The organism is Atopobium sp. BS2 (assembly GCF_000565075.1).
Classification (GTDB): Bacteria; Actinomycetota; Coriobacteriia; order Coriobacteriales; family Atopobiaceae; genus Lancefieldella.
Window position 1 is genome coordinate 17,750 of record NZ_JDFG01000046.1, and the last position, 14,436, is coordinate 32,185.

At 48.6% G+C, this 14,436-nt stretch carries 8 protein-coding genes; 4 read left to right on the forward strand and 4 right to left on the reverse strand.

The annotated features are described in order from the left end of the window. Positions 1-31: 31 nt before the first annotated feature. Positions 32-1,105 carry a coiled-coil domain-containing protein gene (locus HMPREF1492_RS06145; protein ID WP_232215629.1) on the forward strand — a complete coding sequence of 358 codons (1,074 nt, stop codon included), beginning with the start codon at positions 32-34 and terminating at the stop codon, positions 1,103-1,105. 75 nt (positions 1,106-1,180) lie between these two features. Here the strand turns inward: HMPREF1492_RS06145 and HMPREF1492_RS06150 are convergent, their stop codons facing one another. Continuing rightward, on the reverse strand, positions 1,181-2,176 hold the full coding sequence (locus HMPREF1492_RS06150; RefSeq protein WP_035437057.1) for a DMT family transporter: 996 nt from the start codon (positions 2,174-2,176) through the stop codon (positions 1,181-1,183). Between the two features lie 129 nt (positions 2,177-2,305). On the opposite strand from HMPREF1492_RS06150, the gene HMPREF1492_RS06155 reads away from it, so the two are divergent. Further along, on the forward strand, positions 2,306-5,326 hold the full coding sequence (locus HMPREF1492_RS06155; protein ID WP_232215630.1) for an insulinase family protein: 3,021 nt from the start codon (positions 2,306-2,308) through the stop codon (positions 5,324-5,326). A 122-nt stretch (positions 5,327-5,448) separates the two neighbouring features. Here HMPREF1492_RS06155 and HMPREF1492_RS06160 read toward each other — a convergent pair whose 3' ends face one another. Both HMPREF1492_RS06160 and HMPREF1492_RS07315 read right to left on the reverse strand, forming a co-directional pair. Next, the gene (locus HMPREF1492_RS06160; RefSeq protein ID WP_035437058.1) at positions 5,449-8,841 is read right to left on the reverse strand and encodes an ABC transporter ATP-binding protein/permease; all 3,393 of its coding nucleotides are present in this window, start codon (positions 8,839-8,841) and stop codon (positions 5,449-5,451) included. A 47-nt stretch (positions 8,842-8,888) separates the two neighbouring features. After that, on the reverse strand, positions 8,889-9,410 hold the full coding sequence (locus HMPREF1492_RS07315; protein ID WP_051479436.1) for a hypothetical protein: 522 nt from the start codon (positions 9,408-9,410) through the stop codon (positions 8,889-8,891). Positions 9,411-9,554: 144 nt separating this feature from the next. On the opposite strand from HMPREF1492_RS07315, the gene HMPREF1492_RS06170 reads away from it, so the two are divergent. After that, a complete protein-coding gene (locus HMPREF1492_RS06170) occupies positions 9,555-11,000 on the forward strand; it encodes a Sapep family Mn(2+)-dependent dipeptidase (protein WP_035437062.1) in 1,446 nt (481 codons plus the stop codon). Between the two features lie 549 nt (positions 11,001-11,549). On the opposite strand, the gene HMPREF1492_RS06175 is transcribed toward HMPREF1492_RS06170, so the two are convergent. After that, a complete protein-coding gene (locus HMPREF1492_RS06175; RefSeq protein ID WP_051479437.1) occupies positions 11,550-12,701 on the reverse strand; it encodes a hypothetical protein in 1,152 nt (383 codons plus the stop codon). Positions 12,702-12,905: 204 nt separating this feature from the next. On the opposite strand from HMPREF1492_RS06175, the gene HMPREF1492_RS06180 reads away from it, so the two are divergent. Continuing rightward, entirely contained in the window at positions 12,906-14,402 is a 1,497-nt protein-coding gene (locus HMPREF1492_RS06180) for an MATE family efflux transporter (RefSeq protein WP_035437065.1), read from the forward strand. Positions 14,403-14,436 lie beyond the last annotated feature (34 nt).

The window sequence follows — 14,436 nt, forward strand, 5'->3', positions numbered from 1 at the left end:
TAATCGGAAGCCCCCAATCGCGGAGGTCGATTTGAACAAATATATGCGTCACAGACGCTTACCTTCATGCTCTACCCTTATGACAGCACTCCTTGCAGCAGTGCTTGTTGTTAATACCTTTTTGTTTGGCGTCTCAAGAGCTCAGGCAGAGACTCTTGAAGAGCTCCAGGCCAAGGTAGAGCAGACCAATTCTGATTACGATGCCGCCAATCAGCGTGTGGCCGAACTGCAAAAACAGATTGCAGATAATGAGGCGCGTATTGCAGAGATTGAACAGCAACTCCCAGAGCAGCGCCTAAAAGCTGCAGAGTCTATTAGAGCAATGTATCGCATGCAGCAGGGCTCTATGGGAATTATTGATCTGCTTTTATCGGCAGATAACTTTAATGATTTGATTGCTGTTATTCAGTATCTTGAGATTATCCAGAACAAAAATTCAGATGCTATCAACCACCTGGTTGATCTTAGCAAAGAGCTTTCTGAGACCCAGTCATCTTTAAATGCACAGATGGCAGAAGCAGAGGAGCAGAAGAAGGCTGCTGAGGATGCTATGAATGCAGCAATTGCAACAAGAGAGCAACTGCAGGCAGAACAGGCTCAACAGGCAGCAGCAGAAGCAGCAGCCGCAGAAGAAGCTCTAAAAGAAGCTTCTACTGAGACCACCTTTACCAACGCTTCTGGTAATACCACTGAAGTCACCACCCCATCAACTCCTTCAGCTCAAAATGTTGATTGGTCAAGCGATAAGACCAACTTTGTAAGCAGCTGGGGCGCTCGAATTGACGCCTATCTTGCTGGCTCCCCTCTTGCTGGCTACGGCTCAACCTTTGCCGAGGCTGCATGGGCCTACGGCGTTGATCCGCGTTTATCGCCTGCTATTTCTGCAGTTGAGAGTACAAAGGGTAGGTATAACTTCCTCCCCTACAACGCATGGGGCTGGGGCTCTTCAAGCTGGGGTAGCTGGGAAGAGGCTATCTGGGATCACACAGCTGGTCTTGCTGCTGGTTACGGCGGAAGGCTTTCTGTTTCTGGAGCTGCAAAGTACAACCCAGCAAATCCAAACGGCTGGTACTCGGCAGTTCTCACGCAGATGGAACTCATCTAAGCCTCTGGCCACACAACCTTTAGAGAACGTTAAAACCCCGCAGCTTGCCTGCGGGGTTTTTGTTGTTGGGCACGGTTAGGCGGTGAGCACGACCATCGCTAGGATGAGGGCAAAGCCGATGAGGTCGGCAACGCTAAAGGTAGTTCCAAGAACCAGTGCGGTGGTGATGGTTGCCATAACGGGCTCGATAGTACCCAGCAGGACCGCTCTAAGTGAGCCTGCGTCCTTAACGCCCTGCAGGTAGAGACCGTACGCCAAGAAGGTTCCCACCAGCACACCAATAACTACCAGCAAAACACCAAAGGCATCCAGCTGAGGCATATGGTTCCAGGGCTGATAGAACACGGCAATCAGCGTGCCTGAGAACAGAAAAGCTAGGCCGTTAACGGTAAAGCTTCCCCACTTTTCCATCAGAGGCTTTGGCAAAATCGAAAGAGCTGCCTGAGCAAACGCGCACATAACGCCCCAGAAAATACCTGCTGTTGGCAGGCTAAGCGTGCCTGGATTTCCTCCTGTTACCAAGAGATAGGTGCCAATGAGCGCCAAAACAATACCAAGAATCTCTCGACGACGAGGCCAGCGCTTGCCAACCACACAGACAAAGGCTAAAACGCCCAGCATGCCCAACGACTGCATGATTGTTGCAGTTCCAGAATTAGTAGCATTAACTGCATAAATATAAGCAACTTGCGAGAAAAGAATGGCAAACAAGCTAACCACAAATATTTTTGCCAGCTCTTTTGGCTTCCTGATGACAGTTGTGAGATTTTTTCTATCAAACGCAAAAGCAGTTCCTAAGAATAACCAGCAGGCACAAAGCTCACGAATATCAATCAACCACATCGGATCAACGTGATAGGTATCAAGCAGGTATTTTGCAGCGGTTCCAAATGCGCCCCAGGAAGCTCCACCAATCAAGACAAAGAGCATTCCTCGATAGATTTTCTTCTTGTTATCAGGGGTTATTTCAGCATCATCGCTGCCAAGTGCTTCCTCTTCTGCAGAAGCCTCTAAAGCGTCTGCAGCCTTAGAAGACTCCACATCGCTCTCATGAGAAATGAAATCATTCATCTGGGTATAAATCTTTCATTACAAAATACGGATACAAGTGTCACTTTTCCCCTGACGCGGTAGTATCACAATAACAAAAATCCACCTTACCCCGCTTTGTGTGGAGTCTCAAGTCTCCAAACGGTTCAAATGGGCAAGATGGTTCAAAACGGCATTGATGCTCACGTAAGTTTTCGTATAGATTGGCAGCTTATGACATCCAAGTATTCGCAGATGGACAGCGCGTTTTCTGTTGGTACGCTTCATGCAGAAGACAAGAGCTTTGAGGTAATCTCAGCTGAGTGGGTTAACGAGATTTCTGGCTACGCCTACATCTTTAAGCATGTTCCTACAGGTGCTCGCCTTATGTGGTTTGCCTGCGACGATGATAATCGCTCGTTTGCCATTGCTTTTAAGACGCCCCCTGTAGACCACACAGGCGTCTTCCACATCTTGGAGCACTCTGTTCTCTGTGGATCCGATTCCTATCCTGTCAAGGAGCCTTTTGTTAACCTGCTCAAGACCTCTATGCAGACGTTCCTGAACGCAATGACTTACCCTGACAAAACGGTTTACCCTGTGGCCAGCACCAATGTGGCTGACTTGGAAAACTTGATGAGCGTGTACCTGGACGCCGTTCTGCATCCTGCAATCTATAAGCGCAAGCGCATCTTTGAGCAGGAAGGCTGGCACCTAGAAGCTGACGAGCAGGGCAATCTGAGCTACAACGGCGTTGTCTTCAACGAGATGAAGGGCGCCCTCTCTGACCCTGATCGCGTGCTCTACGATTCTGTGAGCGAGGCTCTCTTCCCTGACACCGCCTACGACAAAGAATCCGGTGGTAAGCCTCGTGCAATCCCCGAGCTCACCTACGAGAACTTCCTGGACACCCACGCTCGCCACTACGACCTCTCTAACAGCTACACCTTCCTCTACGGCGACCTTGACTGTGAGCGTGAGCTCTCCTTCATTGCCCAGAGATTTGCAGCTGCCGAGAAACGCGATGCAGGTGCCCCTAATCCGCTTAACCTACAGGCACCCGTGTTGCCCGAGCCTGCTCAGGTCCGCATGAACACCACAGCTGACAACTCCAGCGTTGGCCTGGGCTACGTGCTTGGAACACCTGACCAGCGCAATAAGATGATGGCAGCAGATATCTTGTTTGACACCCTCATGGGCTCCAATGAATCCCCGCTTAAGCGTGCAATTCTTGACGCAGAGCTTGGCGATGACTTTAGCTACTATCTCTCCGACGACCTTGCCCAACCTATGCTCTTCTTGCAGCTCAAAGGCCTTAAGGAGGGCGCAGCTCAGAAGTTCCGTGAGCTGGTAGAAACCACCTGCCAGAAAATTGCCGCTGAAGGCATTGATCCAAAGAAGCTCAATGCTTCCATTGCGCTTGCAGAGTTTAACCTGCGCGAGAATGATCAGCCGTACTCAAACGGTATTGAGTACACGCTGCGTTCGCTTTCAAGCTGGCTCTATGACGACGCACGTCCTCTGGACTACATCCGTTACGAGGACGCCATTGCCTACGTCAAAGAACTTGCAGCTCAAAAGGGCTTTGAGAAGTTGCTGCTGGAGCTCATCTGCAACAGCAAGCACGCAGCTCAAGTTGAGCTTGTCCCCACAGATGAGGGAGAGGCTCAAGAAGAAGCTGCTGAGCTGGCACAACTTCACTCCACGCTCACTGATGAGGATGTCGAGAAGATCCGTGCAGAAGTTGAAGCACTGCGTCTGGAGCAAGAAACACCTGACGCTCCAGAAGACTTAGCCAAGCTGCCGTCCCTCTCGCTCAGTGATATCGGTGCAGGTAGAGAGCGTCCTGCTGGCTTTGAGGTTGAAGCTCCCCTACCGTGCATTGCGCACGAGCTGGATACTCACGGCATCGACTACGTCTACCATTACTTTGATTTGACCAGCGCGGTTACCTTTGAAGAGCTGCCTCTTGTGGGCATTCTTGCTGAGGCGCTGGGAAAGCTTGATACGGCTACACATACCGCATCCGAGCTTGATATTCTTATTGAGAGCAACCTTGGTCACCTCTCGTTCTTCACGGATATCTACGACCACGACACCCTTGACCAGGCATATCCTGCCTTCATTGTTGCTGCAAGCGCCCTTGCCGAGAAAACCCAGGGGCTTGCAAGCATTCCTTCTGAGGTCTGGTCCAGCACATGCTTTGACGACTTGGGCCGCCTCAAGAACATCTTGATTCAGCGACGCATTGCGCAGGAACAGTACTTTGTTGGCGCGGGTCATACCGCTGCACAGAATAAGGCTTTAACCTCCTATTCTGCTGCTAGCCGCGTAAACGATGCGCTGGCAGGTGTTGGCTTCTACGAGTACCTAAAGAACCTGCTTGCCAACTGGGATGAGCGCGCTCCTCAGCTTGCAAAAGACCTGGATGCACTTACTTGTAAGATTTTCCGTGCAGACAACGTTACGGTCAGCTTTACCGGCTCCACCCAGAGCCGCGAGGCATTCTGGCAGACAGCAGGAGTCCTTGGCCTCAAGAAGGGCAACACATCACAATCAGATAACGTAACGCCAACGCTTATTGTTCCTGAGGGCAAGCTGCAGCGCGTGGCCTACCTCATTCCATCAAACGTTTCCTACGTTGGTCTCTCCTATCCAAACGTTGCCCACGCAACCAATGAACAGCAGGGTAACTGGCTAATTGCCACCAGAGTTCTTGGTCTTGATTACCTGTGGAACGAGGTTCGCGTCAAGGGCGGAGCTTATGGCGTTATGTTTAGAAACTCCATCGCTGGCCTGCAGAGCTTTGTCTCCTACCGAGATCCTGCGCTTGATGCAACCCTTGACCGCTATGTTGGCGCAGGTAGCTGGCTCTCTGAGTGGACTCCAGACGCTGACGAGTTTGAAGGCTACGTAGTTGCCTCTGTTGCAGGTGTTGACGCTCCTGTTCCCGCTCGCATGCTTGCTCGCAGGCAGGACATTGAGTACTTCAACCACCGTGACCCAGAGCGTTTGCTTAAACTTCGCGAGAAAATCCTTCACGCCCAGGTTGAAGACATTAAAGCACTGGGAAGCACTATGCCTCAAAGCTATGATGACCTCTCGGTTGTTGTCTTTGGCGCAAAGGATGCCGTTGAAACCTCCAAGCTTGGTCTTGAGGTTGTCGACCTCTTTGGCGGCCAGGAAAACTAGGCCTGGTAGCTGCAATAGCAACGCAAAAACCCTGTCATGTGCACGCATGACAGGGTTTTTCTAGTAAGGTAAAACGTACCGCTCGACGACCTTCTCGCCAGATGACGCGTTTAGGCAGTAGGCTACTCGCTTCTCAGTGCCTGAACTGGGTCTGATTTAGCCGCCCTACCTGCAGGAATAAGACCTGCAAGAAGTGTTAGAACAACGCTAATCAGAATCAAAATGAGCGCACCATTCAGCGGCAAGACCACCAGGTTGTCCACGTTAAACATGGCTTTGACCACAGCATTTGCGGGCAAAATGAGTAGCTGCGTAATGCCAATACCCATAACACCAGAAATAAGACCTTCGATAAACGTCTCCGCGTTGAATACGTTGGCAATGTCTCGCCTGGAAGCACCAATGGAGCGCAGAATACCAATTTCCTTTTTACGCTCAAGGACCGAGATGAACGTAATGATGCCAATCATGATGCTAGAAACAACAAGCGAGATAGATACAAATGCAATCAGCATGGCCGAGATCATATCAACAATCAGCGTAACAGAGCTCATCAGCGCGCCGACAATGTCGGTATAGGTAATTACCTTAGACTCTTCGCCAGCAGCCTTTGCGTCGGCGTTGTACGTATTAAGAATTTCAACAATCTTTTCTTTACTTGCAAAGTCTTTCGGATAAATGTTGATTGACGTGGGCTTATTAAGGTCCGCATATCCCATCTTAGAAAGATTTGACTCATACGTTGCTGGCGTTGCCCTTAACATTGAGGCGGCAATAGCTGCTAGCTGCGATGGGTCAGCATTGAGCTTAAAGGCACTTGCGAGCGTTGCTTGATCTATGTGCATAGCATTGGACATATTTGCCGCGACGCCCTGCATAGCTGTATTGAGAGCGCCTGCAATCTGATTTTGCATCCTGGAAGCAACCTGCGTCATCACGCTGGTTAACGCAGACTGCACGTAAGCACTCATAGCACGCGTAATAGCTGCAGAAAGAGCACTTGCAATCTGTGATTGATAAGCACTCATAAGCCTCTGAGAAACCTCAGCCTGGACGCTTGGAAGATCTGGATTGGTTCCCAGCTTATTTGCCAGAGCACTAACCAGCTGTTGCTGCAGGTCATCGGTATCAACCGCAGAAGAAACGGTTGTCAAAATCTGCGTGCGCACCTGATCTGTTGCTAGGTAGTCTGCCATGGTCTTGCCGGGGTTAGCCGCACTCCAAGAGTTCCATCCCAGAGCAATATTGCCCATGAGCGAAGAAATAGCAGCTTGTCCTCCTGGTTTGAAATTAACGGTAATGCCAGAAAGAATCTGCTGAATGTCTGACGCAGAGAGCTCTGGGAAAGCCGTCGCCAGCGCAGCTGGATCAAGCGAAGACGTAACGGAAGACAGTACATTGCTGTCAGACAGATTAAGCTGTGACGGATCAAAAGCTGGTAGCTGCACGTCAGAAAGGTCAAGCGAGGACATATCCAGCCCAGATAGATTAATTGACGAGAAGTTCAGTGCCTGCGAATTAAAGTTGAACGCTGAAGACAACACATTAGGATCAACAGAAATGAGAGAGCCGATAGAAAGTCCCTCAGAAGTTTGACCGTTCTTCTCGTCCTCAAAGGTTTTACCCGTGAAAACGTCAACGTCCGAACGATTCATCTGGTCCTGAACAATAGGAGATGCCTCTGCATCAGAAATCATCTTCTGAGTCAGTTGTGGCGTGTAGTAAATGCCCTCAGAAAGCGCTCCTGTGGTAGTTGGGTCTTTTGCCTGAACAACACCAACAATATGCAGGTCGGGTGCGTTAGCAATGAGGTCATTCATGTATGACTGATCATCGGATTTGTCTGTCCAGACACCAAGATTTCCGTCCCATACATAGCGCTGATAAGGCATAACCAGCTTAAAGGTTGGAGACATCAGCTGGTCGTAGGTGTATGTATTATGAGACTCTTCGATAGTGCCAGATTCTCCACTTGCAATTTTATCAACGGTAGAGCGCAGGCCAGCGTAATCACGCAGGCCAAGCGTGTACTCCAAAAAGTCATCCATGGTGCCGTTTGGACGCAGTACCAGAACAGCCTCATTCCAAGCAGTGGGCCATCTACCAGCACGAACCGTATAGCGGTCCTCGTAAATGGAAGGATTTCCCGGAAGCTCACTAAACAGCGTGGTACTTGCAAATGAAGCAAGCGGACTATATGATGGAATCTTAGGCGACACCTTAGAGAAGGTAACATCTGGCTGCACCTGAACAGGATCAGAAGAGCCAGAGTCCGCGCCTGCTGGCAGGTAGATGAAAGGACTTACGGAATAGCCATAGGTAATAGCACTGGCATACGTGTTAATGCCGCCGCCATTATTGTCGAGAAACGCCTTCAAGCTGGTCAGATCATTGGATCCGATACTCTCTGCCTCCATCCCCAACCTATTATTGGTAGGAATAGCACCTTCAGCGGGCTGGTTTTCTAGCTTTGCGGCTTCTGCGTTTTTCTGATTCTGCGTCATCTCACTTTGTGCATCTTGCGTTTGAGAATCAGCCGAGTCAGAACTGCTACCACTTCCAGAAATAAAGGAAGAAATATTAACGGACTGTTCAGAGATGGTGAGTGGATACATTGAAAGCGTATCCTCCTCAACCTTTTTGATGTAACCGTTTGCGCCATTTGCCAGTGCCAGAATTGCCGCAATACCAATAATGCCAATAGAACCCGCAAACGCCGTCATAAGCGTGCGGCCCTTTTTGGTCATGAGATTATTAAACGAGAGACCCAGTGCAGTCAAAAGCGACATAGAGGTCTTGCGAGAAGGCTTGGCTTCTCGACGAGAAACGCTTGCAACATCAAATGGATCTGAATCTGCAGTTACCTGGCCATCTGCCAATTCAACAATACGCGTTGCATACTGATGAGCCAGCTCAGGATTATGCGTAACCATAATGACCAAACGGTCCTTAGCCACCTCTTTGAGCAAATCCATAACTTGCACAGAGGTTGAAGAGTCAAGTGCTCCTGTTGGCTCATCTGCCAGCAAAATCTCTGGATCATTTACCAGCGCACGAGCAATAGCCACGCGCTGCATCTGTCCGCCAGAAAGCTGATTTGGACGCTTGTTTGCGTGTGCTTTAAGGCCAACCTTATCAAGGGCTTCAAGCGCACGTTCATGACGTTCTGTCTTGGAGACACCAGAAAGCGTCAACGCAAGCTCAACGTTACTTACCACGCTTTGATGAGGAATAAGGTTATAGGCCTGGAATACAAAACCAATACGATTGTTTCTGTACGTATCCCAGTCTCGCTCTTTGAACTTCTTGGTAGAAATACCATCTACCAGCAAGTCTCCTGAGTCAAAGCGATCAAGACCACCAATGACATTGAGCATAGTAGTCTTACCCGAGCCCGAAGGACCAAGGATTGCTACAAACTCGTTATCCCTAAACGCAACGGAAATATGGTCCATTGCGGTTTGTTCAAATCCACCAGTGTTGTAACGCTTTGAAATACCTTTAAGCTCAAGCACAAGTTACTTCTTTCTTGTTGGGCTGTATGGGGCGCGGAACTGTACCGTTAGTTGATTGCATCTCCGTCAGCTGCATCGGTGTCAGCTACACCGATCTTCTCGCCAGCGGCTGTCTGAGCTTCCGTATCTTCTGCAAATGGATCAGCAGTGACGTCCTCAATAACCTTCTGCTGAGCCCAGCTCAAGCCGTAGAGCAGGCCAAAGAGCACCCAGAACCATGGCGCGTAGAGCATGACAACCATCAAGAGGGCAAAAAGTCCTCGGAGAAGAGTCCAAGGAAGCACCACAATCAGGAAGAAAAAGAATGGCAGTACAAAGAGGATTGCTGCAAGCGTGCGAAGTACAACTGCCACTGTCTTAGTCAACGAGAAACCCGTATTGCGTGCAATAAACAGACCTACCAGGCCAGCAATGCCAAAATACAGCATGATTGGCGCAACAAAATAGGAATAGAACAGCGGTGTAGAAGGGTCTTGAGGCAGCGTTTGCCTAAGAACCATCAAAACAATTCCCAAAACCGTTAAAACGCCAAGAAATGATGCGTTTCCAATAAAAGTCTTTTTCGTCATAGTTAACTCCTTTGATAAGGGGTATTAAGTATAGTGTAACTAGTACCTTGTTCCCGACCTTGTCTATTTCATACGCGAGATGCCGCTAAAACCACTGCTCTCCATATGTTTCAGGGTCAAACGTTTGAATTAAAGGAGTTTTTCATGACTGATGCAGAACTCAAAGCAAGCGCTGAGGCGTTTGTTAACGAGCACTGGGAAGAGATTATTGAGGATATCCGCTACCTTGTGCAGGTAGAGTCCGTTGAGGATCTGTCTCTTGCAGAGCCTGGTAAACCTTGGGGCCCAAAGTCTTACGAGGCACTTCACCGTGGTCTTGAGATTGCAGAGCGCCTAGGCCTTGAGACCACAGACGTAGACGGCTACCTGGGCTTTGGTGACCTTCCTGGTGAGTCCGAGAAGTACCTTGCTACTATCGCTCACTCCGATATTGTTCCTCTGGGTAAGGGTTGGACGGTAGATCCACTTGACGTTACCCGCCGTGAGGGCTTTATTCTGGGTCGCGGTGTTCTGGACGACAAGGGTCCTCTGGCACTCTCACTCTGGGCAGCACACTACTTTGTTGAACAGGTAAAAAAGACTGGCAAAAAGCTTCCATACACCTTGCGCGCCATCGTTGGCAACAACGAAGAGACCGGCATGGGCGACGTCCCTTACTATCTCTCCAAGTATCCAGAGCCAGCATTCTGCTTCACTCCTGATGCTGAGTTCCCACTTATTTGCGGCGAGAAGGGCGTGTACCACGCACAGTTCACTTCTCCAAAAATTGCTGGCGCAAACAGCGAGAAGATCGTTGAGCTTGACGGTGGTACCGTACCTAACGCAATTCCAGGACTTGCAAGCGCACTTGTTCGCGCTGACGCTTCTACCTTGGCTGATACTGATTCCATCAAGGTTGAGGACGCAGGTGTTGAAGATGATGGCACCAAGCTTGCCCGCATTAACGCAACAGGTAAGGGTGGACACGCTTCCATGCCTGAGGGAACTGTCAACGCAATTGGCCTGCTTGTGACCTATCTGCTTGATAACAACATCTGCGGAGAGGCAGAACGTGACTTCTTGACCTTCTCACAGCAGCTTTGCTCAACTACTGACGGTACTGGAACTGGTATCCAGAGCACTGATGACAAGTTTGGTCCTCTGACCTGCATCTCTGGTACTATCCGTACCAAGGGTGACGTCTACGTACAGACTATTGACTCCCGCTATCCAACCTCAACCACTGGCGAGGCAATTACTGCTCGCATGACTGAGCTTGGTGAGGCTCATGGTTGCACCTTTGAGGTTCTTTCCGATGCAGTTCCTTTCTACATTGACCCAAGCTCTCCTGAGATTACTACCCTTCTTGATACGTTCCATGAGTACACAGGAAGCAATGAGCAGGCGTTTGTTATCGGTGGCGGCACCTATGCACGTCACTTTAAGCGTGCCGTTGCCTTTGGTCCTTATGACAGTAAGGCAGCAAAAGACCTGCCTGAGTGGGTTGGTATGGAGCACGGTCCTGACGAGGGAATCTCTGAGGAATGGCTCAAGCGCGCTCTTAAGATCTACATTGTCAGCATTGCTCGCCTGATGCAGCTTGACCTGTAAAACTACAAGCACAGAAATGTAAGAATAAAGCCTCTGTATTCCATTTGATTTGACTGCCTCCCATTTCTTGGACATAAGAAATGGGAGGCAGTTCATATGCGGGGGATTTGATTCTGCAGCGTGTTAGCGTCGGCTTTTAGGCCTGGCGCACAAAATAGCGCAGCTTTGGTAGGTTTTGCTGAAGAATTGACATGTTCCCAATCAAGATAGCCAGGCAGCTAGGCGGCCGCACTACCCGATATGCATCTCTATGCATAAACTTAATCTAATATGCTGGAAAATGAATAGACTTATATAAGAAATTTAACTATCGATAAATTCTGTATCTACGGAACACACCTAAGTCGGATAATCTGCTCAGATGAGGGCATTTTACACATCTAATGACGATAATCTGCATGATTGAGGTATTTTCTGCGTCATGTATACGTCTTTTTAACAGATTATCCGACTTAGGTGTGTATTGAACTGCCTCCTATTTTTTTGTGTCTAAGAAATGGGAGGCAGTTCAGATACAGAGGCTTTTTGCAAGCAATTGCTTTTTACATGCTACGCATTGGAACAAATCTTCTTCCACAAGCGTAGACCATAGCTATTTGGCAATCCCGCTTCAATACGAATAGCCAAATACCATCCCGTGGCGTTATACACCAACTCAAAGACATCCTGACTATTTATGGCAGGAATGCCCTGCGTTAGTGCCGTAAAGATAATCCTTGCTACGTCAAACAGAACGATGGTGCTCACAATAAGAATATAAGGTCTAATGAAACGTGCATCGTTTGAACCCTTAAGGGCAAGAAGACCTGCAACAAGAGAAAATACTGCACCAACTGTCACCAAGAAAATGGTAAGAATACCCTGTTGCTCAAGAAATTGATTAACAGTTGCCAAGAACGGTTGATTTACAACTCTAGAAAGGTCATGCAGTCCAAGCAGAATCAGAACTAGAAAAAGTGCAATTCCACTCAGCGTGATAGAAACCAGTGCAAAAAAGTGAAGAACTCGCTGATGACGAGAGCGCCAATATGTAGTTCCCACAATACCCTGGTCGTGCTCCTTCTTTACTTTATCCGCAAGATTGGAACAAATTACCACGTAAACTATAGTATTAAGTTGAACAAAGGGATCAAGAATAATCAACTCTCCTCTACCCCAGGCCCATAAAATTCCTACCAGAATAATCAGGCCAATCAGGTAGCAAAGAAATCTGTATGGTTCAACTTTTGATGAGTCTTTAGCTGCGCGTAATCCAAGTACCGAGGTTACAACCTGCAGCACACCAATAAGCAATACAAACACATAGCCTAGAAGCACGTTATTGCTGAACGTAAAATACACACCGCTGAACTCAAGCTGTTCCAAAGGAACAGAAGGCTGTAAGCCCATAACAGTTGCAAAAAGAGACGCTGACGTAGTCAAAACATCTGCCACACCCAAAATAATCAAAACAATTGAGACGATGCGTAAAACATGTTGAGCAGGAGTTCTTGGAACTGTAGCCTTAACTCGGTCGGACGCAGGACGGTCCAATGGTTCATCCTCGTCTACTATAAGGATTTTCTCGGCACGTTCTGCTACTTCAGAAACGTTTTCTGCCAGCTCAGAGGATACCTCAGTGACCTTTTTAGAAAGCTCTCCTACCTTTGAATTTTCAGCCAGCTGAGCAAGCTCAGCGCCGATATCTTTTTTCTGTTCCACTGACACAAAAATCCTCACACTTGTCCAAAATGTTCAAATAAATCATAGCATTAGCTACTTTGCTGTGTTAGTATTTGCAACTGTCCGTGTACCTGCAAGTATGTAAGGAGGCTTGTTCGATGCTTTTTTAATCTTCTCGTGAGCGTGTCACATGTCCACACCACGAGTCTGTCTGACATGTTCCACCACTAATCGAGGAGAAGTATGGAATCGAATAAGCTTTTTGCGGAAACACCACCATTTAAATTATTTATACGAGCAGCCCTTCCAGGTGCCATTGCTATGCTTGCGTCGATGCTCTACGACACTGCAGATGGAATCCTTGTTGGACGCTATCTGGGTCAGGATTCCTTTGGCGCGGTTACCATTGCCATTCCACTGGTTATTCTCTGCTTTGCTGTTGCCGACCTTATTGGCGTTGGAGCCTCTGCGGTCATTGCCGTTGAGCACGGCAAGAAAAATCACCAGACAGCCAATAACATCTTTACCATTGCTTTTATCATGCTCGTTACCACTGGTGTTATCAGCGGCATTTTCTTCTACTTTTTTGCGCCAAACGTTCTAGCACTTATGGGTGCTCAAGGAAAGATTGCCGAACAAGGAACCATTTACCTGCGTGTATGGACCCTTTTCTTGCCGGTAATGTGCATCTCATACGCCGTTGATAACTTCCTTAAGATCTGTGGCAAAATTAGGCGCTCTACCAGCATTGCCTTTATTTCCGCAATTCTGGGAACCGTGCTTGAGTACTACTTCTTAGGTGTTTTGGGATTATCCGTTGAGTACGCAGCGCTGGGTTACTGCATCTCAATTACCTTCTCGTCCCTTTATGGCATCTGGCCCTTTATTGGCAACAAGCAAATCCTTAAGTTTGTAAAGCCACACTTTAATTGGACGCAAATCAAAGAAATCTTTGTAAACGGCTTCCCTATCTTTATGCAGAACATCTCAAGCAGGATTTATTCCCTGCTGATGAACGCTGCCTTACTGAGTCTTGGCGGAGATATTGCCATTGCTTCTTACGGCGTGCTCCTCTATTCCGGCGGCCTTATTCAGCCACTCATTTATGGCCAGGCCGACGCCATGCAGCCAGCCATTGGTTACAACTGGGGCGCAAAGAAAAAAGATCGAGTGCTTGCTATCGAGAAGTACATCTTCTCCACAGGCATCATTATTGGCATCTTTGCGTTTTGTGTCTCGTTCTTCTTCTCGGAGTTCTTGGTCAAGCTCTACCTGCCAGAAGGAACACAAGAGCTGCTTAACATGGCCATCCCGGCTATGCGCATTCACGCTTTTATCTTTATTTTTAGCTGGATTACTATGTGCACCGAGAGCTTGGCTATTGCGCTCAAGCAAACAAAGATCTCCAACCTTTTGAGCGTCTTTATGGCACTCATCTTCCCTATCAGCTCGCTTATGGTTCTGAGGCCATTTGGTCTGGACGCGCTCTGGTACGTCTCAGTTGTATCCAACATACTCTCGGCGCTGCTTTCTGTTGGCTGCCTCATCCACATCTATCGCAAGCATTTCAAAGGTGTGAATTCAGACGGTGTTGATGGCGCTGATGCTGTATCCGATGGCACTCAGGAAGAGGACTCCGAACTCACCGATGCAGAGCTCGCCGAGGCAGAGCTTTCAGCTCCCGAGCTCTCCAGCCCAGAAGATCACCTGGACCCAGAATCCATCTCCCGAGCTCAATAGCCTGCTCTCTCACAGCTCCGCGCAACAACTTACT

Bases quoted from the DNA above. Each gene is read 5' to 3' on its own strand.
- HMPREF1492_RS06150 (WP_035437057.1), bottom strand. From the start codon at position 2,176: ATGAATGATTTCATTTCTCATGAGAGCGATGTGGAGTCTTCTAAGGCT.
- HMPREF1492_RS06170 (WP_035437062.1), top strand. From the start codon at position 9,555: ATGACTGATGCAGAACTCAAAGCAAGCGCTGAGGCGTTTGTTAACGAG.
- HMPREF1492_RS07315 (WP_051479436.1), bottom strand. From the start codon at position 9,410: ATGACGAAAAAGACTTTTATTGGAAACGCATCATTTCTTGGCGTTTTA.
- HMPREF1492_RS06180 (WP_035437065.1), top strand. From the start codon at position 12,906: ATGGAATCGAATAAGCTTTTTGCGGAAACACCACCATTTAAATTATTT.
- HMPREF1492_RS06155 (WP_232215630.1), top strand. From the start codon at position 2,306: ATGGGCAAGATGGTTCAAAACGGCATTGATGCTCACGTAAGTTTTCGT.